This window comes from Pedobacter zeaxanthinifaciens (assembly GCF_003313335.1).
In the GTDB taxonomy this organism is placed as follows: domain Bacteria; phylum Bacteroidota; class Bacteroidia; order Sphingobacteriales; family Sphingobacteriaceae; genus Pedobacter; species Pedobacter zeaxanthinifaciens.
The window spans coordinates 44494-68974 of record NZ_QMHP01000003.1 but is presented as its reverse complement, the minus strand read 5'-3'; the positions used below and the strand labels follow the sequence as shown (position 1 = coordinate 68974).

Genomic DNA, 24481 nt, shown 5'->3' with positions numbered 1-24481 from the left:
GGCTAAAAACCCATACTTCAACCATCTAAACAACCAAAATTAAATGATTTTAAAAGCAGAGCATCTCATAAAAAAATATAAGCAACGTACTGTTGTTAATGATGTATCTTTTGAAGTAAGTCAGGGTGAAATTGTAGGTTTATTAGGCCCTAACGGCGCTGGTAAAACTACATCGTTTTACATGATTGTTGGCTTGATTAAGCCAAATGAAGGGAATATTTTTTTGGAAGGAGAAGACATCACCAAAGATCCTATGTATCGTCGTGCTCAAAAAGGAATTGGTTACCTGGCACAAGAGGCAAGTGTTTTCCGCAAGCTGTCGGTTGAGGATAACATCATGGCAATTTTGGAGATGACAAAGCTGACTAAGGAAGAACGTAAAGATAAATTGGAAGAATTGCTCACCGAATTTAGTTTGCACAAAGTGCGCAAAAATCGTGGCGATTTGCTTTCCGGGGGTGAACGCCGCCGAACGGAAATTGCTAGGGCATTGGCCGCTAATCCGAACTTTATTTTGTTGGATGAACCCTTTGCTGGCGTTGACCCTATTGCTGTAGAGGAAATCCAAAGTATTGTAGCTAAATTAAAGCAAAAGAATATAGGTATTTTAATTACCGACCACAACGTACAGGAAACGCTTTCTATTACAGACAGGGCTTATCTACTTTTTGAGGGAAAAATCCTTGAATCTGGTACGCCAGAAGTACTTGCAGCCAATGAAATGGTGCGTAAAGTATATTTAGGATCTAACTTCGTTCTACGTAAAAAAAATCTATAATTAAGCATGGCAATAGTAAATTCTATTTTTACGTGGTACATGAAAAAGCGCATTCATCAAATTGAGCTTTTTATGAAGTATCCGTTAGATGTACAGGATGAATGGTTGCATACCTTAATTGCTAGTGCCGAAAATACCGAATGGGGAAAGCTGTACGACTACAAGTCGATTTTGACTTTACAGCAGTTCAAAGAACGGGTTCCCATCCAAAATTATGATACACTAAAGCCTTACATCGAACGAATGTTGCAAGGCGAACAAAACATACTTTGGCCTTCTGAAATCAAATGGTTTGCCAAATCATCAGGAACTACCAGCGATCGTAGCAAGTTTATTCCGGTATCTGAAGAAGCTTTGGAAGAGTGCCATTTCCGAGGCGGAAAAGATATGCTGTCTATCTATTGCAATAACCGGCCTAATGCGCAAATTTTTACCGGAAAAGGCTTGGTTTTAGGCGGTAGCCATCAAATAAACGAACTATGTGAAGATATCCATTACGGTGATTTATCTGCTGTGCTGATTAAAAATTTGCCAGTTTGGGCAGAGTACTACCGCACCCCTGATATGTCTATTGCCTTAATGGACAACTACGAGCAGAAGATGGATAAGATGGCAGAAGCAACCATCAAAGAAAATGTAACCAGTATTTCTGGCGTACCTACTTGGACTATTGTTTTGGCCAAAAAGGCGATGGAAATAACTGGTGCTAAAAACTTGCTGGAAATTTGGCCTAACTTAGAAGCTTACTTTCACGGGGCTGTTAACTTTACGCCTTACCGGGAGCAATTCAAAGAGCTTATACCTACTTCTGAAATGTATTACCTGGAAACCTACAATGCTTCGGAAGGTTTTTTCGGTATACAAGACCAGCCAAATTCAGAGGAATTGTTGCTGATGTTAGATTATGGTATTTACTATGAGTTTTTACCGTTGGAGCATGTTGACGATGAACACCCGAAGACACTATCGTTGGAGCAAGTAGAGCTGCATAAAAACTATGCAATTATCATTAGTACCAATGGTGGTTTATGGCGATACATGATTGGCGATACCGTGAGTTTTACTTCGCTTTATCCTTTTCGAATTAAAATAACTGGCCGTACCAAGCATTTTATTAATGCTTTTGGAGAAGAAGTGATTATAGATAATGCAGAAAATGCGCTGACTAAAGCTTGTGCTACCACTCAAGCGAAGGTGAAAGACTATACCGCCTGTCCGATTTATTTTAGCGGTGAGCAGGCTGGAGGGCACGAGTGGATCATTGAGTTTGAAAAACAACCCGATGACTTTGAACAGTTTGTTGATGTGTTAGATCAAACGCTTCGTGAAGTGAATTCGGATTATGATGCCAAGCGCTTTAAAGATATGGCTTTGCGTAGGCCAAAAGTACATAACGCCCCTCCAAATACTTTCTATAATTGGATGAAAAACAGGGGTAAGTTGGGAGGTCAGCACAAAGTTCCACGTTTAGCCAACAATAGGGATTATGTGGACGATATCCTAAAGTTGTTGTAAGTCCCATGGCTTTTTTGCGCAAATTAACCCGCAATTATTGGTACTTAGCTTGGCTATTGGCGTTCCTCTTCTTGTTTTTTTTAATGCTGCGAATCACCTTAAAGTATTTTCCTTTCAATAGTGATGTCGCATTTTTACAAATCAAGCAAACCGAAGTTAACAATGTTTCATTTTACCTGCCAACGTTTTACGTTCATGTGTACAGTTCTATCTTGGTACTTGTTGCGGGTTTTACACAATTCAATAATTCCCTCCTAAAAAGCTACCGAAATTTACATCGGGTGCTAGGTTATTTATATGTAATCGTAGTGCTGTTTTTCTCGGCGCCATCGGGGCTGGTAATAGGTTTGTTTGCTAACGGAGGGTTAAGCTCAAAAGTAGCTTTTGTTATCCTCGCTATTTTATGGTTTGTTTTTACCCTAAATGCTACATTGAGCGCAAAAGGCAGGGATTTTAAACGACATCGAGAATTTATGCTTCGCAGTTTTGCGCTAGCTTTTTCGGCAGTTACGTTGCGCTTATGGAAAGTAATTCTTGTATATTTATTTCAACCCGCACCTATGGATGTTTATCAAATTATTGCATGGTTGGGCTGGGTGCCTAATTTACTTTTTGTTGAATGGCTGATTAAAAATAATACCAATAAAAAAATACAAACCTTATGAAAAAACTATTGATCTCTATCGTCGCTGTAGCGGCATTTTACGCTTGCACAAGCAAGCCCGTTGAAAAAAACACAGAAAACGTTGTTGAAGATACGATAGCTGTTTCGGGCTTAAGCCGAGATAGCTTACTTGGTTCGTGGGTGGGGAATTTCACTGCATCGGAATCAAAAGATAACATTGAAAGCTCCAACAAAATCACGCTGATAATAAAAAACATTCAAAAGGACGTAGTTACAGGTCGCAGTATAGTTGCTGGCAACGACAGGCCTTTTTATGGAAAATTGATTGAAAAGGATGGGGAATTCCATTTGACGTTAGAAGAACCTGGTGATGATAAATATGACGGAAAATTTGATATTATTTTCAAAGGTGATTTATTTGAAGGTAGCTGGGAGTCTTTTAATAAGAATATTAATGTTACGAAGCGGAATTTTAAGCTAACGAAAAAGGCTTTTGTTTATGATGCCACAGCTATGTTGACAGATAAAGATGATTTGACAGATTGGCACAATGAAAAGTTAAAGAAAGATACCGCTACGGTGGATGGTAAAGTAGAAGTTTATGAAAATCAATACTATAGAAGTGCGTCTGATGCTGTATATAAAATCAACTCCTCAATGCAAGAGCTTAAAGAAAGTGATTTGAAGAATTTGCGCAAGTTAGATCTTCAAATCTTAAGAAATACCATTTTCGCAAGACATGGCTACTCCTTTAAGAAAGAAACTTATCGGCAGTTTTTTGATTATGTAGATTGGTACGTGCCAATTAGCAATAATGTAGAAAAGGAACTTACTTCCTTAGAGAAAAAGAATATCAAATTATTGGAAAAATTTGAGAAATATGCCGAAGATAACTATGATACATTTGGTAGATAGCTTTTTAAATTTAGACACAAGGTTAACATCTTTTCAGCGGTAAAAATTTTACATTTGCAGCTATGATACAGAAGTTACAGTTATACAACACACTTACCCGTAAAAAGGAAGTTTTTGAGCCCATCAATGCGCCACATGTAGGCATGTATGTGTGCGGTCCAACCGTTTACAGTGATGTGCACTTGGGTAACTGTCGTACTTTTATTTCGTTTGATCTTATTTTTCGTTACTTAAAATACAGTGGTTATAAAGTGCGTTATGTGCGTAACATAACCGATGCTGGCCATTTGGAGGGCGATAGGGATGAGGGAGATGATAAATTTGCAAAGCGTGCTAAGCTAGAGCAGTTGGAGCCTATGGAGATTGTGCAAAAGTACACACTGGGTTTTCATGAAGTTTTAGCCATGTTCAACACGTTGCCGCCTAGCATTGAGCCTACAGCTACCGGACACATTATTGAGCAAATTGAGATGGTGAAGAAAATCATTGCCAACGGATATGCTTATGAAATTGACGGTACGGTTTATTTCGATGTAGAGAAATACAGCAAAGCGTACAACTATACCATATTAACCAACAGGAAATTAGAAGAACTGTTGGAAAATACCCGTGAACTTAGTGGCCAGGGTGATAAAAAAGGGCGCTTAGATTTTGCACTTTGGATTAAAGCCAAACCAGAAACACTAATGCAATGGCAATCTCCATGGGGCATGGGATTTCCGGGGTGGCATATCGAGTGCTCGGCTATGAGTGCTAAATATTTAGGTGCCGAGTTTGATATTCACGGTGGTGGAATGGATTTAGCGGCTACGCACCACACCAATGAAATTGCACAGTCGGAAGCTTGCTCCCACCAACAGCCTGCTAAATACTGGATGCACACCAATATGCTTACAGTTAATGGCACCCGTATGTCGAAATCTGCTGGTAACGGATTTTTGCCACATGAACTTTTTACGGGCAGTCATCCGTTGTTGCGAAAAGGATATAGCCCGATGACGGTGAAGTTTTTTATGCTTCAGGCACATTACCGTAGCACTTTGGATTTCAGTAACGATGCCTTGGATGCTTCGGAAAAGGGCTTTAGAAGGCTAATGAACGCAGTAGCATTGTTGCCCAAATTATCGCCTGCGGCAGATGGAAATATCGATATTGCGCCAATTAGGGAAAGGTGTGTAAATGCCATGAACGATGATTTTAACAGTCCGGTAGCTATTGCCGAACTATTTGAAGCTGCTCGTATCATCAACTCTGTTTATGACGGCACTGCAAAAATTAACGCTGAACAATTAGAAGCCTTAAAACAATTAATCAATGATTTTGTAGTTGATATTTTTGGATTGAAGGACGAAGAAAGTAGCAGCGGCGATTTAAACGAAGTGCTGGAAATGATCATCGCTTTGCGCAGAGAAGCCAAAGAAAATAAGGATTATGCTACATCTGACTCGATTAGGATTGGGCTGCAGAAAATAGGAATTCAATTAAAAGATAGCAAAGAGGGCACCACTTGGAGTAAAATCTAAGTGCGTTACTTGCTGCGTAAAAGATATTTCAATGAATAAAAAGTACATTTTTATAGGCCTGTTGGCTGCTGCGGTTTTTCAATCTTGTCAGCAAAATAAGCCCGCTGCTGATGAAACTGCAGCTGAAGTTAAGCTGCAATCGCCAAGTTTCGATGCCGATAGTGCTTTTGCCTACACCAAAGCTCAGGTTGATTTTGGTCCAAGAATTCCTTCGACAACAGCTCATGCAAAATGCGCTGCCTATTTGGAATCTAAGCTAAAGTCGTTTGGAGGGGAGGTTTTTATTCAACAAACTACTGCCAAAACTTACGACGGCAAATCGCATCAGCTTAAAAATATCATTGCTGCTTTTTACCCTGAGAAAAAACAACGTGTTTTGGTTACGGCACACTGGGACGCTCGCCCATTTTCAGACGAAGATCCTAACATGGGCATGAGGGATAAACCATTTGATGCCGCTAATGATGGGGCAAGTGGCGTGGCGGTAATTTTAGAAATGGCCCGCCAAATTAAGGAGAAACAACCTGAAGTAGGTGTGGATTTTATTTTATGGGATATTGAAGATTATGGCAGTGCCAACGATGAAACACCCCATGAAACTACATGGTGCCTAGGTTCGCAGTATTGGTATAAAAATCCGCCAGTAAAAGGATATAAGCCTATTTATGCAATCAATTTGGATATGGTTGGCGGTAGCAATGCACAATTTACGCAGGACGAAGTTTCTAGAAAATATGCACCAACGGTAGTAAGTAAAGTGTGGAGTATTGCCGCTGAAATTGGATATGGCAACTACTTTATCAACGTTGCTTCGGGCAATTTGATAGACGATCACTATTGGATTAACCAAGCTGGTATCCCTGCAATAGATGTAATCCATTATTCGGATGCGAGTGGTTTTTACAGCAACTGGCATACGCAATTGGATAATTTAAACAACATTGATCGCAACACCTTAAAGGCTGTTGGGCAAACCATGCTGGAAACAATCTACAGAGAAAAATCAGCATTATAGCTAGCAAATGTTAATCAATTATTGTCACCTTAATTAATTTTAATGTGTAATTGTTGATTACTTTTTTCGCTACTCGCTGGTGTAAAACACTAAATTCGTAAACACATTAAAGAAAATGAATAAAATATATCTATCGGTACTTGCCTTGGCTCTGTCGTCAAGTGTTTATGCTCAAAAATCAGACGGTACGGTAAAATCATTAGTAAGTACTGAAAAGTCTTTCGCTCAAAAAGCTGCTAAAGATGGCGTAAACGCTGCTTTTATGGAGTTTGCTGCGGCTGATGGTATCGTTTTTCGTCCTAATGCCATTAATGCAAAAAAGTATTTTGCTAGCGCTGCTGATACTAAAGAACTAACTTGGGAACCAAATTATGCTCGCTTATCTAGAAGCAGAGATTGGGGGGTTACCTCGGGTACTTACGTTGCAGGTAGCGATAAAAAAACATACGGTCATTACCTTTCAGTATGGAGAGGAAAAGATGGCGAATGGCAGTTAGTGATTGATTTAGGTGCCGAAGCGGTAAAACCAATTAAAGGTAAGGAGCCAAAAAACACGTTTGTAGAACCTAGCGGCACTTATAGTCCAAAGTTTGCTTCTGCCAAAGATATTAAAGCGGCCACTGAAATTATTTATGGTACAGAAAGAACGCTAAATACGATGCTTAAAACGCATGGTGTGCATGCTTTTTCAGGCTTTTTAAATCCCGATGCTCGTTTAATGTTTCCTGGTACCGAAACTATTTTGGGAAAAGATGCTATCTTAGCATTTAACAATCGGATGATTGATAAAATTAACCTTAAAACAACACAGGCAGATAAAGCTTTAGGTGGAGATTTAGCTTACACTTATGGTTTGGCCACTATTGATTATAAAACCGATTTGCGAGAAAGTTTTAACTACGTTTTTATTTGGGAACGCCAAAATGATGGCAATTGGAATATCATTTCACAGATATACACTTTAGCAGAGCGATAACAGCGCATAAACCAACATCAATATAAACTAGGATTTTGACCGGGTGTCAAGGTCCTTTTTTGTTTTCTAGCTACTGGATAATTTTATTATTTTGCCAATATTTGATGTTTCCGACGTTATCATTAAAACGGATAGATATGAGATTTACTTTCACCTTTGCCTTATTGTTTTGCTTTGCTCATTGCGTTTTTTCACAGAAAAAGGTGCCTTTTGAAGTTCAAGGAAACCGTGGGGCAAGGGGCTTAATGCCCGAAAATACCATTCCGGGTATGATTAAGGCATTAGAAGTTGGTGCTACTACGCTAAAGATGGAAGTGGTAATTTCGAAAGATAAACAAGTGGTGGTTTCTCAGGAACCATATTTCAACCATGCCATCAGTATATCGCCAACTGGCGAGGAAATCACCTTGAAAAACGAGAAGAAGTTTAACATCTATCAAATGAACTATCAGGAAGTTAAACAGTTTGATGTGGGCTCTAAGCCAAATCCAAGGTTTCCACAGCAAGAAAAATTCAGGGTAGAAAAACCTTTGTTAAGTGATTTGATTGATAAAGTGGAGTTTTTTGTGGCAAAGAAAAAAAAGCCAAAACCACATTACAACATTGAAACTAAGTTGATTCGTAAAGGCGATGGCGAATTTCAGCCTAGTCCCGAAGAATATGTAGAGCTGATAATGGCTGTGATTAAAGATAAGAAGCTAGAAAAAAGAGTTACAATTCATTCTTTCGATATTCGAACACTGCAATATTTGCATCAAAAATATCCACAAATTCCTACTTCTTTAGGTATTGATGAAAAAGAAGATTTCGAAAATAATATTAAAGCCTTAGGTTTTACGCCAACTATTTACAGTCCTTACATGCCGCTAGTAGGTAAGGGATTGGTAGATAAATGCCACGCTGCGGGTGTTAAAATTATACCTTGGACGGTGAATACAGTAAAGGATATCAATTACCTTAAAAACTTAGGTGTTGATGGTATCGTTACGGATTATCCCAATTTAATGGCAGAGATTAAATAGAGCTGATTTGTCACTCTAAGCTTGCGAAGAATTTCCCATAGCTGTCAGCTTCTTCGCAAAGCTCAGAATAACAAGGTATTGCTATATCTTTTCAGCTTTATAGCCAATTTTAGATAAAGATTGTATTAACGTTGCCTCGTCAATATTTTCTCCTTCAACGGTTAGTATTTTATCCGCATTTCCTGTATCTACCGACCAGTTTTTAACGTTTTCTTGCTCGTTAAGTATCGGCGTTACTTTGGCTACACATGCGCCGCAGTTTATTGTTGTTTTAAATTTTAATGTTTCCATTTGTTAAGTGAAGTTTAAAGTAAAAATTTTGTAGCGGTCATTAATTTAAAATGATAGTGTTGCTAGCTTAATTGAACCTGAAATAAATCCAAGGTGATGATTATTGTAGCTTTGTGATGCCGAATTTATTTTACTGCACAGCGTTCACTTTGCGACAGGTCAATACGAGCCTTCAGTAAGTTATTAAGATGTAGTTAAAATATAGCCATAATTCAAATTAGTTAAGATATTCTAAACTTAACACTAACAATTAACCATTAACCATTAACAAGTTAAGCCCCATATTTCAACCTCAAGCTATTGCTCACTACGCTCACAGAGCTTAGCGCCATGGCAGCACCAGCCCACATTGGATCAAGTAAAAAACCGTTAATTGGAAAAAGTAAACCAGCAGCTATCGGAATGCCAATTACATTGTAAACGAAAGCCCAAAATAAGTTTTGCTTGATTGTCCTCACCGTTCTTTTTGATAAGCTAATGGCCTCAGGAATTTTCAATAAATCGGATGAAATGATCGTCATCTTAGCCACATCAATGGCAATATCACTGCCTTTTCCCATAGCAATGCCCACATCTGCCTGCGCTAAAGCTGTGCTGTCGTTAATGCCGTCACCTACCATCGCAACCACTTTATTTTGCAGCTGTAAACTTTCTACAAACGCCGCTTTATCGTTAGGTAAAACATTTGCTTTGTAATTACCTATGCCTATTTCATTGGCTACAACTTTTGCAGTTTGGGCGTTATCACCAGTTAACATGTAAACTTCAATATTGCTGTCTTGAAGTTCACGGATTGCTTTTTTGCTGCTCACCTTAATCTGATCTGCAATGGCAATTGCAGCCAATAGCGATGTGCTGCTGCAAAATAATACTACAGTTTGAGCGGCTTCAAGTTGTTTGTTAACCCAGCTTTTTGCCGTTTCAGTGAACTCAATATGGATTTCCTTAGCTAGCAGTTCATTGCCAATGATAAAAGTTTCGTTATCATATGTTCCTTTTATGCCCTGTCCACTAATGTTCTCAATGTCAATGTCTTGTACAAATTGCGCATTTGGAGCTAAAAATTCGGTAATGGCATCTGCCAATGGATGCTCTGAGGACTTCTCAATGCTATAAAGGATATTAGTTAGCTGCTGGTTCTGGTCAACAAACCACTCCAAGCCCTTAACTTGAGGCTTCCCTTCGGTAATGGTGCCGGTTTTGTCCAATACAACGGCATTAATTTTTTTAGCTAGCTCCAGGCTTTCCGCATCTTTAATAAGAATGCCGCTTTCCGCTCCCTTTCCCACGCCAACCATGATTGCGGTAGGTGTTGCCAACCCCAAAGCGCAGGGACAAGCGATAACCAATACGGTAACGAACGCCACTATGCCTTGACTTAGGCCGTTCTCTCCGCCTAAAATTACCCAAAGTAGCAAGCTTAAAACTGCAATGCTCATTACGATAGGTACAAAAACAGCAGCAATTCGATCTACCAGTTGTTGCACAGGAGCTTTACTTCCTTGGGCATTTTCTACCATCTTAATAATTTGCGCCAGCAAGGTATCGCTGCCAACTTTTTGGGCATTAAATTGAAAACTTCCTTTTTGATTGATTGTACCGGCAAAAACAAGAGTACTTTCTTCCTTAAAAACGGGAATTGGTTCGCCACTAATCATGCTTTCATCAACGTAGGAGCTGCCCGTAGTCACAGTGCCATCTACGGCAATGCGTTCACCAGGTTTCACTAAAAGGGTATCGCCAACCTTCACATCTTGAATAGGCACTTGCGTTTGACGGCCATCCAAATGAACTAAAGTCACGTCTTTAGGTTGCAAACCGATCAATTTTTTTATAGCTGATGAGGTGTTGCCTTTAGCTTTCTCTTCCAGCAGCTTCCCTAAAAGGATAAAAGCAATTACAATTCCAGCAGCTTCAAAATAAACATGCGAATGAATTCCCAATCGATGCATAGACTCGGGAAAAAGCGTAATCAGTGCGCTGTAAATGTAAGCTGTTCCGGTACTTATAGCAACCAAGGTATCCATATTCGCAGAGCGATGTTTGGCCTGTTTCCAAGCGCCAACAAAAAACCGCTTACCAAAAATGAAAACCAACGGCGTGGCTAATGCCCACATGATATAGTTGGCAAATGGCATGTCCATAAAAAACATTCCAATGATGAACAAAGGCAGCGCTAAAACTACAGCCCCAATAGTAGTTTTTCTTAGTACGTCATACTGCTTATTTTTGATGTCATCAATGGTTAGTTTGGCCTGCTCGCTAATCAGCAAATCATAACCTGAAGCCTGTACCGCTTTTTTCAACGTTTCGGGATTAACCAAGCTTGGGATGTACTCTACTTTTGCTGAGGTATTGGCATAGTTAACCTCTGCTTTAACTACACCCGCTTGGTGATTTAAAATGGCTTCGGTATTAGCTGCACAAGAGGCGCAAGAAAGATTCACAACAGGGAATGTCTGTTTCACTGTTGATACATCGTAGCCTAAACTTCTTATCTGCTTTACTACAGCCTGTATGGCATCTTCAGGAGATTTTTTTGCTTTAATTACTGCCCTATTGTTATTCAATTCAATCTTGTGGGTTTCAATTTCAGCAACTTCGTTTAATCCTTTGTCTACAATGAGTGCGCAATGTTCGCTATCAACATCTATTAAGGGAATATATATGGGTTGTTCTGTCGTCATTTTGATTTTTTGATCATCCAAAGTTAGCGCCCAGTACATCTTATTGTTTTATATCATTCATGCAATTGTTTATATGTTTTTTATTTAAAGATGATGAAACCTTAACATAAAAATAACACTATACCAATTTGGTTTTTGGTTCATAATGATTAAATTTGTGTTTATAGTGTTGTAATTATGAGTCAAGAAGTACTAGAAATTTCAGTAATGGTTGACGAGCAATTCGATGTCAAGTTTAACTTGCCCAACAATGTTTTTGGTTTAATCTTAAGCATTTTTGAGAATTAACAGACATAGGTAATTGTGGTCGTTTGCAGATCTTAAGCAATCTGTATGCTACCATAGTGTCTAAATTTTCCTGCAATTCATCATTTACTCATTTACTCAATTCATCATTTACTCCTTCTATCATTCACTCATTCAAAACTTAATCATTAAATAATCGTCGTATATTTGCGGCAATGAGCAGAAAAAGAAAAAATACCGAGCCAATTAGAATTTCAGGCTTAAGTATTATAGATATTGCCGAGGAAGGCAAAGGGGTGGGCAAGGCCGATGAATTGGTGGTGTTTGTGGATAAAGCGGTGCCTGGCGATGTGGTAGATGTACGGGTAGTAAAAAAGAAAAAGAATTTTGCTGAGGCAGTAATTGAAACCTTGCATACCCCATCTGAGTTGAGGCAGCAGCCATTTTGTATCCATTTTGGAACTTGCGGTGGTTGTAAGTGGCAGCACATGCAGTACAGTGCACAGCTTACCTACAAGCAAAAAAGTGTAGAATCTGCATTGCAGCGTTTAGGAAAAATTGATACCACTGACATTGAGCCTATTTTGGGTTCGGCACAAAATCAATATTATCGTAATAAATTAGAATTTACATTTTCGAACAAGCGCTGGCTCGATAGCTTGGATATGGCCGATGAAGCCGAAGGCAGGCAGATGAATGCACTTGGTTTTCACGTTCCAGGTAGGTTCGATAAAATTTTGGCGATTGAGCACTGCTATTTACAAGCTGATCCAAGTAATCAAATTCGTTTAAAGGTTCGCGATTATGCCTTGGAGAATCAATTTAGTTTTTATGATTTGCGTAATCATGAAGGTGAACTGCGTAATTTGATTATCCGTACGTCAAGTACCGGAGAAATTATGGTCGGTGTTGTTTTTGCCTATGCTGCTCAGGAAAAAATCGATGGATTAATGGCGTATTTGAAAGCATTATTTCCGAACATTACTTCCTTGCAATACATCGTTAACCACAAAAAAAACGATACTATTTTTGACCAAGAGGTGATTACTTACGCCGGTAGAGATCACATTTTTGAAGAAATGCCATTAGGGAACGGCAAAACCGTTAAATACAAAATCGGCATCAAATCTTTTTATCAAACTAACTCTGAGCAAGCTTATGAATTGTATCGCATTACAAAAGAGTTTGCCGACTTAAAAGGGGATGAGCTGGTGTATGATTTATATACCGGGGCTGGAACAATTGCTAACTTTGTAGCGCACAGCGCTAAACAAGTGGTTGGTGTGGAGTATGTTCCTTCTGCTATTGAAGATGCGAAATTCAACTCTCAACTGAACGGGATTGAAAATACCATTTTTTACGCAGGCGATATGAAAGACATCCTTACCAGAGAATTCATTGCCTCACATGGGAAACCTGATGTGGTAATTACTGATCCGCCAAGGGCAGGTATGCATCCCGATGTAGTGGAGCGTTTATTGGAGATGGAGGCTGAAAAAATTGTTTACGTTAGTTGTAATGCCGCTACGCAAGCAAGAGACTTGGCAACGTTAAACGAAAAATATGAGGTTACACGCATCAAGCCTGTAGATATGTTCCCTCATACACAACATGTGGAAAACGTAGTTTTACTAAAATTGAAATAAGTGAAAAGACTTTGTTTTTTGTTTTTGATAGTGAGTGCATTTGTTGCTTGCCGCAATAAAAATGCTAGCAACGTTTCGGTAAGTGCGCAAACTTTTGTGGTTGATGCAAATAAGCACACCGTTGACTCGCTTATAATGAACAATAATGACACTGCTTTTGTAGTGAAAAACAAAGTAAGTGATAAAGATATGGGAACGAAGCGGGCGGTGTACGAAATTCATGTCATGTTCAGTAATAAAAAATGGCCTGTACTTCATTTTAAAAATGCCATTGGTGCTGATTTATATGTAGCTGGAGATTTAGATGGAGATGATGAACCTGAACTATTACTTCGCCCCGAATGGTTCAATAACTGTTGGTCGAGCATTAATTTGTTTAGTTTGAAAGAAGGCGGCTGGCGTTTGGTGAAATTTGGCGGAATGTATTTTTGTGCTGATCAGTATCCGTTACCAGCTCGAATTGAAAAGCAAAACGAAAAATATTATTTGATAACAGATACGATAATTAACGAAAAGTTTGTTGTTGATCGCAAAGAAATTGAGTTTTAAGATATGGAATCTGAAGAATTATTAGGAGGCGCTAACCTTAATGGGGGTGAGCAAAAGCAAGAGAAAAAACAAAGTCCGCTGGTAAGCTTGGAGAAAGATTTGGCTTTCTATGCCGAATCAATTAAAGAGGTTTCGGTGGAAATAATGGTTGAAGGAATATCTACATCACCAATTTTTGTGGCCCACCAACATGAGGTAAAGCTAGGGGAAATGATTTTGAATAGGGAGGAGCTTAATACCAATTGGACTATACAGGCTTCTACCCTAGAAGAATTCATAGAAAAAGGTGTAATTAAACCCGAGAAAAAAGAACATTTCCTTAAGAATTACAAAAAGCCAGAAGAATTTATGTGTGTGTTTGTAATTGTACCTGAGGGAGCTAACTTTATTTTTTATCCTTATCCTACTAAATAAAAATGGCCAATACTGCATCCGTAGTATTGGCGCTTGGTATTAACTAAAACTAAACTCTTTCTAATCGTTAACGTGTGTAATGCCGCCACTTTTAGAGTTTGATACTTTCTTTAATGCTGCGCTACCTTTGTAAGTGATATCACTTCCGCCGGTTGCGTTGGCCGTTAATCCTTTCATTACATAAAGATGTGCATCTGCTCCGCCGCTGGTGTTCGCTTGTGCGTAGTTCACTTTAAAATCATATGCGTCTAAATCGCTTCCGCCACTAGCATTTAGCATCATGTTTTCTGCTGATCCCTTTAAGGAAATATCTGCTCCGCCACTAATGCTAATAGTTACATCTTTGCAGGTAAGGTTCAAGCTCATGTCCGAACCGCCGCTGGCTTCCAAAATAATGTTAGCAGCTTTAATTGGGCCTTGTGTTTCTACATCGCTGCCGCCACTTGCCGAAATCACTGTCAAATTCTTAAAGCTAACATATGCTTCAATTTTTCTGCTCTTAAACATTTTCGACCAGCTAATTCCTTGTTTATATTTGATGTAGATACTGCCGTTCTTTTGTTCAACCACTACATCTTTAATTACGTTTTCATCTCCTTTAATTACTACGCTTTCTTTTTCGCTTTGCGTTAAATAAAGATCGATGCCACTACTCACGCCAATTCCGCTGAAGCTGCTTACGGCTACAGTTTTGCTCGATTGTGCAAACAAAGGCATGTACGTTAAATTTAAAACTGAAAATAAGATGATAGCGAATAACTTGCTGATGGCTGAGATTGGTGTCATTTGATTATGTATTTTACCCATTAGACGTTACCTTGTTCTCAAACGTTGCACGGTCAACTAAAAAAAAATCGTTATTTGATATTGAGCCTTAAAATCGTTCTTTTGTAAACTTAAAATCCTTTACCAAGATGCCCCAAAATCAAGTACTTATTTTAGATCAAAAGCAAATCCAACAAAAAATCAATAGGATTGCCTATCAGATATTAGAGGATAACATAGACGAAAAGGAATTAGTGATCGCTGGCATTTGGGATCGTGGCTATAAGCTTGCTGTTAGGCTGCAACAAACGCTTAACGAAATTGCTGAATTCCAAATTACCCTATTGCGTATAGATTTGGAAAAGCAAAGTAGCAGGCTGGTAGCAAAAACGGATTTGCCAGAAAGCAACTGGAAAAATAAAGTAATTATTTTAGTGGATGATGTGCTTAACAGTGGAAAAACATTGGCCTATGGCTTAGGAGTTTTCCTTAATACACCTCACAAAAAAATAAGAACCGTTGTGCTGGTAGATAGAAGCCATAAGATTTTTCCAATTGCTACAGATTTTGTTGGTTTGGAATTGGCTACGGTATTAAAGGAGCATGTAGATGTAATTATGGATGTGGAAGGTGAAGAAGATAGGGTATATTTGAGCTAAACCCTACCTTTTCCGTTTTCTATTCACTACATACTCTTCTATTGCTTCCTTGGTGGTAAGCCAGTTTTTGCCTTCTTTGTAAGCGTCTATTTTGCCCTGCCTTGCCAGTAAGCTGATGTACTCTTGCCCGTAGGGAAAATTTGGCTCAGCAACAATGGTAGAAATTGGCTCGTAATCATCGTAACTATTGCCCGGCATAGCGTTAATATACATGTTTAGCGAACGCTCTGTGGCCTGCAGCATAATTAAGCATAGCTTTTGGTAATTTCCGTTGTTAGCTTGGTTGAGTGCATCATAGTATTTTTTTCTATCATTTTTGAGGATAATAGCGGGAGGGAAGCCTTTTCTCATCAACAATAAATTCATCGCCAAGCGAACTGTACGCCCATTGCCATCAAAAAACGGGTGAATCCATACTAACTTGTGGTGAAAAAGCGTAGCTAGAGTTAAATCATCAAGGCCCAATGGGTTTTGATTGATGAAATCTACTAACTCATCAAATAAATCTGGAACTTTTTTGGCACTAGGCGGTGTGAAATTAGTGCCAACAATACGTACGCCACCGTTTCGTAAGCGGCCAGCATATTCATCTTCGATATTTTTTAATACAAAGCCGTGTAAATTTAAAATATCAATGCTCCTCAAAGTGTAGTTAGGATTTATCAAACCGTAAAGGTAGGTGATAGCTTTTTCGTGATTTACCACCTCAAAATGCTCTCTTAAAGATTTTCCCCCTACGGTAATGCCTTCTTCTAAAATGAGTTGAGTTTCCCTGATATTAAGCGTATTTCCTTCTATACTATTAGAATTGTATGTCCATTCGAGGCTAAGCTGCTCCTTGATTTTGTATAGCACAGCATTGGGCAGCGGCCTTGATTGGCTAATCATCGCTTTTTTTTCGTATAGCCTATCTATCTGTGGCTGTAGCTCAGCTAAATTTTCAAGGTTAAAATCCCACATTTCTTTAATATCGTTAACAAACATAATTATTATATCCGATATTAGTAACTTTCTTTCAAATTTTTTAACTTCTTCTGCGTACCTTTGTTATACATTGGTATTATGAGCTACAATTTAAATGTTACTATTGATAAATCTTCGGGATTTTGTTTTGGCGTTGTTTACGCTATAGACATGGCCGAAGATATCCTTGATCAGGAAGAGTATTTATACTGCTTGGGCGATATTGTACATAACGATGAAGAAGTAGAACGGCTGAAAGCAAAAGGTTTACGCATCATTGATCATGATCAATTAAAAGAACTTTCCAATGAAAAAGTGCTAATTAGAGCGCATGGTGAAGCGCCTTCTACTTATGAGCTAGCGCTGAACAATAATTTAACTTTAATTGATGCTTCATGTCCTGTGGTGTTAAAGCTGCAAAACCGCATTAAAAACTCACATGATGATGGCGAGCAGATCCTTATTTTTGGAAAACATGGCCATGCCGAAGTAATTGGATTGCAAGGTCAAACCGATGGTAAGGCTAAAGTATTTATGGACATTGCCGAGCTCGACAATGTAGAACTTCCGAATAAATTTACCTTGTACAGTCAAACTACCAAAAGTGTAGATAAGTTCTATCAAATTAAGGAAGAGCTACTCAACAGGGGTTATGAGGTGAAAGCTAATGATACCATTTGCAGGCAAGTATCTAACCGATATGAGGAGTTGGAAAAATTTGTGAGTGATTTTGATAGGATTGTATTCGTTTCCGGTAAAAAGTCGTCAAATGGGAAAGTGCTTTACGATGTTTGCAAAAAATACAACGATAATTCCTATTTCATTTCTAATGTAGAAGAACTAGATCAAAGCTGGTTCCAGCCTAATGATAAAGTGGGCATTTGCGGGGCTACCTCTACGCCAATGTGGCTAATGGAGCAAGTTAAAGCACAGTTGGAGCGCTTATAATTGCCCCATTGTTCTGCAACTGTAAACTGAAAATTGTAAACTGACTCCGGTTCTGTCTGCTTTCTGTCTTAAAATCTAAAATCGTACTCCTAAAATCGTAAATCGGCGTATATTTGCAGCAAATAAGAATTAATGGCTAAGAAAGGAATATTGCTAGTCAATCTGGGTACGCCAGATAGTCCGGAAGTTAAAGATGTAAGAAAATATCTTGATCAATTTTTGATGGATGAGCGGGTGATAGATATCCCTAAGTTAAATAGAACTCTATTGGTGAAAGGTATTATTGTGCCTTTTCGTAGTCCTAAAACTTCCAAACTTTATAAAGAAATTTGGAATGAAAACGGATCTCCACTACTTTACTATAGCGAATTGCAGGCAAAGATGTTGCAAGAGAAGTTAGGTAATGAGTATCAGGTGGAGTTAGCTATGCGTTACCAAAATCCATCTATAGAGCAGGCATTGGAAAAGCTCAAAAAAGGATTGGTAAGCAGCATCAAAGTAATTCCTTTATTCCCTCAGTATGCTTCGGCTAGTACTGGCTCAGTTTTACAGTTGGTGATGGAATTGTTGAGCAAATGGCCTACTATTCCTCCAGTTTCTTTCGTTAACTCTTTTCATGATAACGAGTTGATGCTGGAAATTTTTGCGGATAATGCAAAAAAACACGGCGTTGAAAATTACGATCACGTACTATTTAGTTTCCACGGCTTGCCACAAAGGCAAATGACCAAATCTGATCATACCGGAAAATACTGCCTAAAAGTCAATAATTGCTGCGATAATTATAACGATGCCAATAAGTTTTGCTATTCGGCGCAGTGTCATCATACAGCGAAGCTATTAGCTCAAAAATTGGGTTTAGCTAGAGAAAATTATTCTGTATGCTACCAATCTCGTTTAGGTAAAGAACCTTGGATACAGCCTTACACCACAGATGTGCTTAAGAAACTAGCTGAAGAAGGTAAAAAACGTTTGTTAGTATTCAGTCCGGCTTTTGTGGCTGATTGCTTAGAAACCCTTTACGAAATTACGGTTGAATATAACGAAGAGTTTAAAGAACTTGGCGGCGAGCATGTACAGTTAGTGGAAAGTTTAAATGACGATCCTAGATTTATTGAGGCGCTAGTAGAAATGTCGAAATAAGAATGAACGATAAACATTTAGAAAAACTAGAATACCTTACCAATAGAACAGCCGATAAATACGAAGCTTTTCTTTATGATTGCGACGGCACTTTGGCCGATAACATGTTGGCGCACAAATTGGCCTACGAAGAAGTGGCGGCACGTTATGGTGTTGCTTTAGACCATGCAATGGTGGACGAATTTGCTGGCGTACCTACTGCACTTTTCGCCAAAGAAATTACAAAAAGATATGGTGTTGATTTGCCAGATACTTTTGCTGCCGAAAAATCGCAAATATTTATTGATAAGTATATTGAACAAACGCAGCCTATATCTTACGTTGCCGAACATTTGAGAAACCACGTAGGTAAGGTTAAAATTGCGGTGGTTTCTGGTGGGAGCAGAAAAACCGTTACTAAAACACTTACTGTTTTGGGTTTGATAGATTTGATTGATACGATGGTTTGCGCAGGCGAAACGCCAAAAGGTAAACCGGCACCAGATCCATTTTTAGCTGCTGCGGAGGCATTAGGCATTGATCCCAAACAGTGCATTGTTTTTGAAGATGCAGAACTAGGTGTGCAAGGTGCAATTGCGGCCGGTATGGATTGGGTAAGGGTTGATAAAATCTAAGCCAGTATCTTCGCAATAATCATTTCGGTAGCTCCTTTTTGCTCTGCAACATACGCTCCAGCAATTTTTCCTAACTGATGTTGCTTGAAATGCTCAAAAGCCTGTAATAACGAAGTAGCATTAGTTACACTTTTGGCAGCACCTAAGGCAATCAGGTCTTTTGCTTCTTGAAATTTTTGATAGTTAGGACCGAAAATAACCGGTACCGAAAATGCTGCTGCCTCTAAAGTGTTGTGTATTCCTGCTCCAAAACCTCCGCCAATAAAAGCTACTTTGCCGTATTGGTATAACGAAGACAGCATCCCAATGTTGTCAATTATCAGTACTTGGGTTGTGCTGTCAACGGTTGATGTTTGTAATTCAGAGAATTTGATGCTTGCAGGGAATAGTTGGGTAATTGCGGCAATATGAGCTGAATTTACTTCGTGAGGTGCTATTACCAGCTTCCATTCGGGATTTTTGGCTGCTAGTTCTGCCAATATTTTTTCATCTTCTGGCCAGGTGCTCCCAGCAATAAGTGCCGGATAATGTTGGCAAAATGCTGCTATTACGGGAAGCTGTTTGGGGGCTTGAGCGTTTTCGTACACCCTGTCAAATCGGGTATCTCCACTTACATCGACATTGGTAAATGAAATGGTTTTAAGCAGCTGTACACTCTCTTCGTTTTGTACAAAAAAATGGCTTACTGATTTTAAAACTTTGCGGTAAAATCCGCCGTACCATTTAAAGAAAACTTGCATTGGCCTAAAAATACCGGAAATGATGTAGAGTGGTATTTGCTGGTTTGATAGTGCGTTAAAGTAATTTGGCCAAAACTCATACTTAGTAAAAATCGCCATTTTAGGCTTAACAAGATCAATAAATCGCTTAGCATTTCGGGGGGTATCTAAAGGCAAATAAAAAATACCGTTAGCTAAGGCATAATTTTTTCTAATCTCATAGCCCGATGGAGAAAAGAAAGTAATCACTACGTTTTCTTTTGGATGCAACTGTTTGATTTTTTCTAAAACAGGCCTTCCCTGCTCAAATTCTCCCAAACTAGCAAAGTGAAACCAGATAGGTTGGCTACTTGCATCAATTTTCGAAGCGATAAGCTTAAATATATCTTTTCTGCCCATTACAAACAGCTTGGCTTTTGTATTAAACAATGCTACCAACCTGATTAATAGGCCGTAAATTAATATACTAATATTGTAAAGCCAATGCATTTTGCTACAGAATTTATTATCTTCGCTCGAAGATAGATATTAATGTTAAAAACACTCTAAAAATATATGAAGATAGCTGTAATTGGTACAGGTTACGTTGGTTTGGTAACCGGAACCTGCTTAGCAGAAACTGGAAACAACGTAATTTGCGTGGATATTGTTGAGGAAAAAGTAAATAAAATGAAGGCTGGGCAACTCCCAATTTATGAGCCTGGTTTGGATGTGCTTTTTCATCGCAATATTGCTCAGGGTCGCTTATCTTTCACTACCAATTTAGCCGAAGGTGTGAAAGAAGCGCAAATTATTTTTATGGCGCTACCTACTCCTCCTGGGGGTGATGGTGCTGCTGATCTCTCTTATATTTTAGGAGCAGCCAAAGATATTTCGAAGCTTATTACCGAGTATAAAGTAATCGTTAACAAATCTACGGTACCGGTAGGTACTGCTGATAAGGTAGCCGCTGTGTTTAAAGCACATACTGAGGTAGAGGTGGATGTAGTTTCTAATCCGGAGTTTTTACGTGAAGGTGTTGCCGTTGACGATTTTATGAAGCCGGATAGGGTTGTGATTGGTACAACAAGCGACAAAGCTAAAAAGTTGATGGGCGAGTTGTATGCCCCTTACGTACGCCAAGGAAACCCAATCTATTTCATGGATGAGCGTTCTTCGGAGTTAACTAAATATGCCGCAAACTCATTCCTGGCAACAAAAATAACCTTCATGAACGAGATAGCTAATTTATGCGAAATTGTGGGTGCTGATGTGGATATGGTACGTAAAGGAATTGGCTCAGATGATAGAATTGGTAAAAGATTTTTATTTCCGGGTATTGGTTATGGTGGTAGCTGTTTTCCTAAAGATGTACAAGCATTAGAAAAGGCAGCTGTAGAACACGATTACGATTTTAAAATTTTAAAGTCGGTGATGGAAGTGAACGAAAAACAAAAGACCGTACTTACCGATAAAGTATTAAAATATTACAAAGGCGATATTAAAGGCAAAAAGTTTGCGCTTTGGGGATTGGCATTCAAGCCTGAAACCGATGATATCCGAGAGGCACCAGCTTTATACATCATTAAAGATTTAATTGATGCAGGTGCAGAAGTTGTGGCATTTGACCCAGAAGCAATTGATAATGTAAGAGGCTTGCTAGGTGATAAAATCAAATACGCTAAAGATCAATACGAAGCTTTAGAAGGTGCAGATGCTTTGTTAATCGCCACTGAATGGTCGGTTTTCCGTAATCCTGACTTTGAGAAAATGGAAGAAGTGCTAAAAAACAAGGTAGTTTTTGATGGCCGTAATCTTTTCGATTTGCAAAAAATGATTGATTTAGGGTATTATTACAACAGTATTGGTCGTAAAATTATTAGCTAAATGGAGCGTAAGAGAGTTTTAATTACAGGTGCCGCTGGATTTTTAGGTTCGCACCTGTGTGATAGATTTATAAAAGAAGGTTGCCATGTAATTGGCATGGATAACCTCATCACGGGTGATTTAGCTAATATCGAACATTTGTTTAAGCTGGAAAATTTTGAGTTTTACAATCACGATGTTTCTAAGTTTGTGCATGTTCCGGGTAAATTGGATTACATTTTACACTTTGCATCGCCGGCAAGTCCTATTGATTATTTAAAGATTCCGATTCAGACTTTAAAAGTAGGCTCGTTAGGTACGCACAATTTGCTAGGCTTAGCTAGAGCCAAAGGGGCTAGGATGCTAATTGCATCTACCTCAGAGGTGTACGGAGATCCTAATATTAACCCGCAGCCTGAAGAATACTGGGGCAATGTAAACCCTGTTGGCCCTAGAGGAGTTTATGATGAAGCTAAGCGTTTTCAGGAAGCAATTACAATGGCTTATCATACGTTTCACGGAGTAGAAACACGCATTGTGCGTATTTTCAACACTTACGGTCCGCGTATGCGCCTTAACGATGGAAGAGTGTTGCCTGCATTTATAGGACAAGCATTAAGGGGCGAAGATTTGACAGTATTTGGTGATGGCAGCCAGACGCGTTCATTTTGCTACGTGGATGATTTAATTGAGGGGATTTATCGTTTATTGCATGCTGATTATGCATCGCCAGTTAACATTGGAAACCCTGACGAAATTACAATTAAGCAGTTTTGTGAGGAGATTATTAAACTGACAGGCACCGATCAAAAAATTGTGTATAAACCGCTACCTCAGGATGATCCAAAGCAACGCAGGCCTGATATCACCAAAGCAAAAGAATTATTAAAATGGGAGCCTAAAGTAAATAGGGCAGAAGGTTTGAAAATTACTTACGATTATTTCAAGTCCTTATCAGCAGAGGCTTTGGCCAAAATAGAGCATAAAGATTTCACTACGTATAATAAATAGATGTCGAAAATTTTAGTTACCGGCGGAACTGGATATATTGGTTCGCATACCGTTGTTGAGCTTCACGAGGCTGGCTACGAAGTAATCATCGTGGATAACCTTTCAAATTCTAATATCAAAATATTAGATCAGTTGGAGCAAATTACTGGTAAAAGGCACGAGTTTGTGGAGTTAGATTTACAGGATAGTGCTGCGGTTGATGCTTTTGCAAAACAAAACCAAGATATTTCAGGAATTATTCACTTTGCTGCCTACAAGGCCGTTGGTGAATCGGTAGAGCAGCCATTAAAGTACTACAGAAATAATTTCTATAGTTTAATCAACTTGTTAACTGCTTATCCGCAAACTAACTTTGTTTTTTCTTCATCGTGTACTGTTTATGGGCAGCCAGATCAATTGCCTGTAACAGAAGATAGTCCTGTCAAAAAAGCGGAATCTCCGTACGGTAATACCAAACAAATAGCGGAAGAAATATTGGTGGAAACTACTAAAGCAACTGCTGGCTTAAATGTCATCGCTTTGCGCTATTTTAACCCAGTAGGAGCGCACCATACTGCATTAATTGGAGAGCTGCCAAACGGTGTTCCTCAAAATTTAGTGCCATTTATTACACAGTCGGCAATTGGGAAACGTGGTCCAATTCAGGTTTTTGGAGATGATTATGACACAGTAGATGGCTCTGCAATACGCGATTATATCCATGTTGTTGATTTGGCTAAGGCTCACGTCGCAGCAATTAAAAGATTAGCGGAAGGCAAAGTTGATGGTTATGATGTCTTCAATCTTGGCACCGGAAAAGGTTCGTCTGTGTTGGAAATCATCAATGCTTTTGAACAGTCTACTGGTGAAAAATTGAATTATAAAATTGCGCCAAGGAGAGAGGGTGATGTGGAGAAGATTTACGGTGACGTAACTAAATCAAAAAACGTACTAGGCTGGCAAACGCAGCTTGATTTGAACGAAATGATGCGCTCAGCATGGGAGTGGGAAAAATATTTAAAGGATAATCCGTTTTAATGAAACTTAGTGAGCATAAGGATTTAAAGAAAGAGATTTTAGCACTGCCAGTAAAGGAGAAAGATAAGTTGCTTTTACGCCTGGTTGCTAAGGATAAAGTGCTCACTGAACATTTGCATTTTTTATTATTGGAAGATGAAAGCAACCTTAGGGATAGGGTTGCTTTTATTAAAAATGAGATTAGCGAAACGCTAACGGAGCTGAATACTACTCCTAAAACTAGCGCTAAGGATGCTTTGTTGATTTTGAGGAAGTTGACTAAGCAAATCAATCACTTTTACAAAGTAACTAAAGCCGATGTAGAAGAGCTAGAATTGAAATTGATGCTCTTTAAAATGTCGCCCATGGCATTTAGGTATAAAGTGTATTCCTTAACTAAAAATCATGAGCAATTATTGGCTAGTTATGTGGTGAAATCAATGCAGGTGTTGCTGCGTAAGTTTGAAAAGCTGCATGATGATTTACAATTCGATTTGAAAGAAGAGATGAATGACGTGCTGGCTAAAATCTATGAAAGCTACATCTCTAAAACTGCAATAAATTTAGGTTTACCCAAGCAAGTAGGCTAATTTGCTGGAAGCATTTTCACTTTTGT

Annotated in this window: 24 protein-coding genes; 19 read left to right on the top strand and 5 right to left on the bottom strand. The window is 38.8% G+C overall.

The genetic code is table 11. From position 1 onward, the window contains the following. Positions 1-43 precede the first annotated feature (43 nt). From lptB to DUT68_RS05185, 8 genes are all read left to right on the top strand, one after another. Positions 44-778 (top strand): LPS export ABC transporter ATP-binding protein, encoded by a 735-nt coding sequence (lptB, locus tag DUT68_RS05220; protein WP_113636449.1) that lies wholly within the window; start codon positions 44-46, stop codon positions 776-778. A 6-nt stretch (positions 779-784) separates the two neighbouring features. Further along, on the top strand, positions 785-2293 hold the full coding sequence (locus DUT68_RS05215) for a GH3 auxin-responsive promoter family protein (RefSeq protein ID WP_113636447.1): 1509 nt from the start codon (positions 785-787) through the stop codon (positions 2291-2293). Between the two features lie 83 nt (positions 2294-2376). Then, positions 2377-2958 (top strand): DUF2306 domain-containing protein, encoded by a 582-nt coding sequence (locus DUT68_RS05210; protein WP_237088262.1) that lies wholly within the window; start codon positions 2377-2379, stop codon positions 2956-2958. Continuing rightward, a complete protein-coding gene (locus DUT68_RS05205; RefSeq protein ID WP_113636443.1) occupies positions 2955-3833 on the top strand; it encodes a YARHG domain-containing protein in 879 nt (292 codons plus the stop codon). The genes DUT68_RS05210 and DUT68_RS05205 overlap by 4 nt, the downstream gene beginning before the upstream one ends. A gap of 62 nt (positions 3834-3895) precedes the next feature. Beyond that, on the top strand, positions 3896-5356 hold the full coding sequence (gene cysS / locus DUT68_RS05200; RefSeq protein ID WP_113636441.1) for a cysteine--tRNA ligase: 1461 nt from the start codon (positions 3896-3898) through the stop codon (positions 5354-5356). Between the two features lie 31 nt (positions 5357-5387). After that, the gene (locus tag DUT68_RS05195; protein ID WP_113636440.1) at positions 5388-6371 is read left to right on the top strand and encodes a M28 family peptidase; all 984 of its coding nucleotides are present in this window, start codon (positions 5388-5390) and stop codon (positions 6369-6371) included. A gap of 115 nt (positions 6372-6486) precedes the next feature. Further along, positions 6487-7347 carry a nuclear transport factor 2 family protein gene (locus DUT68_RS05190; RefSeq protein WP_113636437.1) on the top strand — a complete coding sequence of 287 codons (861 nt, stop codon included), beginning with the start codon at positions 6487-6489 and terminating at the stop codon, positions 7345-7347. Between the two features lie 137 nt (positions 7348-7484). After that, positions 7485-8369: a glycerophosphodiester phosphodiesterase family protein gene (locus DUT68_RS05185; protein WP_113636435.1), complete on the top strand. Its 885-nt coding sequence runs from the start codon at positions 7485-7487 to the stop codon at positions 8367-8369. A gap of 81 nt (positions 8370-8450) precedes the next feature. Here the strand turns inward: DUT68_RS05185 and DUT68_RS05180 are convergent, their stop codons facing one another. Together DUT68_RS05180 and DUT68_RS05175 are read right to left on the bottom strand one after the other, a co-directional pair. Next, complete coding sequence (locus DUT68_RS05180) at positions 8451-8660, bottom strand: heavy-metal-associated domain-containing protein (protein ID WP_113636433.1); 210 nt, start codon at positions 8658-8660, stop codon at positions 8451-8453. Between the two features lie 272 nt (positions 8661-8932). Next, positions 8933-11386, bottom strand: a complete 2454-nt coding sequence (locus DUT68_RS05175; protein WP_237088261.1) for a heavy metal translocating P-type ATPase — start codon at positions 11384-11386, stop codon at positions 8933-8935. 422 nt (positions 11387-11808) lie between these two features. On the opposite strand from DUT68_RS05175, the gene rlmD reads away from it, so the two are divergent. The 3 genes from rlmD to DUT68_RS05155 are packed head-to-tail and all read left to right on the top strand — an operon-like array spanning position 11809 to position 14202. Continuing rightward, positions 11809-13239: a 23S rRNA (uracil(1939)-C(5))-methyltransferase RlmD gene (gene rlmD / locus DUT68_RS05165; RefSeq protein WP_113636429.1), complete on the top strand. Its 1431-nt coding sequence runs from the start codon at positions 11809-11811 to the stop codon at positions 13237-13239. Further along, on the top strand, positions 13240-13788 hold the full coding sequence (locus DUT68_RS05160) for a hypothetical protein (RefSeq protein ID WP_113636427.1): 549 nt from the start codon (positions 13240-13242) through the stop codon (positions 13786-13788). A 3-nt stretch (positions 13789-13791) separates the two neighbouring features. Further along, positions 13792-14202, top strand: a complete 411-nt coding sequence (locus DUT68_RS05155; protein WP_113636425.1) for a hypothetical protein — start codon at positions 13792-13794, stop codon at positions 14200-14202. A gap of 60 nt (positions 14203-14262) precedes the next feature. Here the strand turns inward: DUT68_RS05155 and DUT68_RS05150 are convergent, their stop codons facing one another. Continuing rightward, positions 14263-14988: a head GIN domain-containing protein gene (locus DUT68_RS05150; protein ID WP_113637025.1), complete on the bottom strand. Its 726-nt coding sequence runs from the start codon at positions 14986-14988 to the stop codon at positions 14263-14265. Between the two features lie 128 nt (positions 14989-15116). On the opposite strand from DUT68_RS05150, the gene DUT68_RS05145 reads away from it, so the two are divergent. Beyond that, entirely contained in the window at positions 15117-15626 is a 510-nt protein-coding gene (locus DUT68_RS05145) for a phosphoribosyltransferase family protein (RefSeq protein ID WP_113636423.1), read from the top strand. Positions 15627-15629: 3 nt separating this feature from the next. Here the strand turns inward: DUT68_RS05145 and DUT68_RS05140 are convergent, their stop codons facing one another. Continuing rightward, positions 15630-16610, bottom strand: a complete 981-nt coding sequence (locus DUT68_RS05140) for a Fic family protein (RefSeq protein WP_198659540.1) — start codon at positions 16608-16610, stop codon at positions 15630-15632. A gap of 78 nt (positions 16611-16688) precedes the next feature. Between DUT68_RS05140 and DUT68_RS05135 the strand changes: the two genes are divergently transcribed. The 3 genes from DUT68_RS05135 (at position 16689) to DUT68_RS05125 (ending at position 19294) form a co-directional block, all read left to right on the top strand. After that, positions 16689-17537 (top strand): 4-hydroxy-3-methylbut-2-enyl diphosphate reductase, encoded by an 849-nt coding sequence (locus DUT68_RS05135; RefSeq protein WP_113636421.1) that lies wholly within the window; start codon positions 16689-16691, stop codon positions 17535-17537. A 132-nt stretch (positions 17538-17669) separates the two neighbouring features. Next, positions 17670-18680 (top strand): ferrochelatase, encoded by a 1011-nt coding sequence (hemH, locus tag DUT68_RS05130; protein ID WP_113636419.1) that lies wholly within the window; start codon positions 17670-17672, stop codon positions 18678-18680. 2 nt (positions 18681-18682) lie between these two features. Continuing rightward, positions 18683-19294 carry an HAD family hydrolase gene (locus DUT68_RS05125; RefSeq protein WP_113636417.1) on the top strand — a complete coding sequence of 204 codons (612 nt, stop codon included), beginning with the start codon at positions 18683-18685 and terminating at the stop codon, positions 19292-19294. Here the strand turns inward: DUT68_RS05125 and DUT68_RS05120 are convergent. Further along, positions 19291-20412: a 3-deoxy-D-manno-octulosonic acid transferase gene (locus tag DUT68_RS05120; protein WP_306419602.1), complete on the bottom strand. Its 1122-nt coding sequence runs from the start codon at positions 20410-20412 to the stop codon at positions 19291-19293. The genes DUT68_RS05125 and DUT68_RS05120 overlap by 4 nt on opposite strands. 156 nt (positions 20413-20568) lie before the next feature. On the opposite strand from DUT68_RS05120, the gene DUT68_RS05115 reads away from it, so the two are divergent. From DUT68_RS05115 to DUT68_RS05100, 4 genes are read left to right on the top strand one after another with little or no spacing between them, the layout of a single operon-like run. Next, positions 20569-21879, top strand: a complete 1311-nt coding sequence (locus tag DUT68_RS05115) for a UDP-glucose dehydrogenase family protein (protein ID WP_113636413.1) — start codon at positions 20569-20571, stop codon at positions 21877-21879. Further along, the gene (locus tag DUT68_RS05110; RefSeq protein WP_113636411.1) at positions 21880-22869 is read left to right on the top strand and encodes a UDP-glucuronic acid decarboxylase family protein; all 990 of its coding nucleotides are present in this window, start codon (positions 21880-21882) and stop codon (positions 22867-22869) included. After that, a complete protein-coding gene (galE, locus tag DUT68_RS05105; RefSeq protein ID WP_113636408.1) occupies positions 22870-23886 on the top strand; it encodes a UDP-glucose 4-epimerase GalE in 1017 nt (338 codons plus the stop codon). Continuing rightward, entirely contained in the window at positions 23886-24455 is a 570-nt protein-coding gene (locus DUT68_RS05100; RefSeq protein WP_113636406.1) for a hypothetical protein, read from the top strand. The genes galE and DUT68_RS05100 overlap by 1 nt, the downstream gene beginning before the upstream one ends. Positions 24456-24481: the final 26 nt, after the last annotated feature.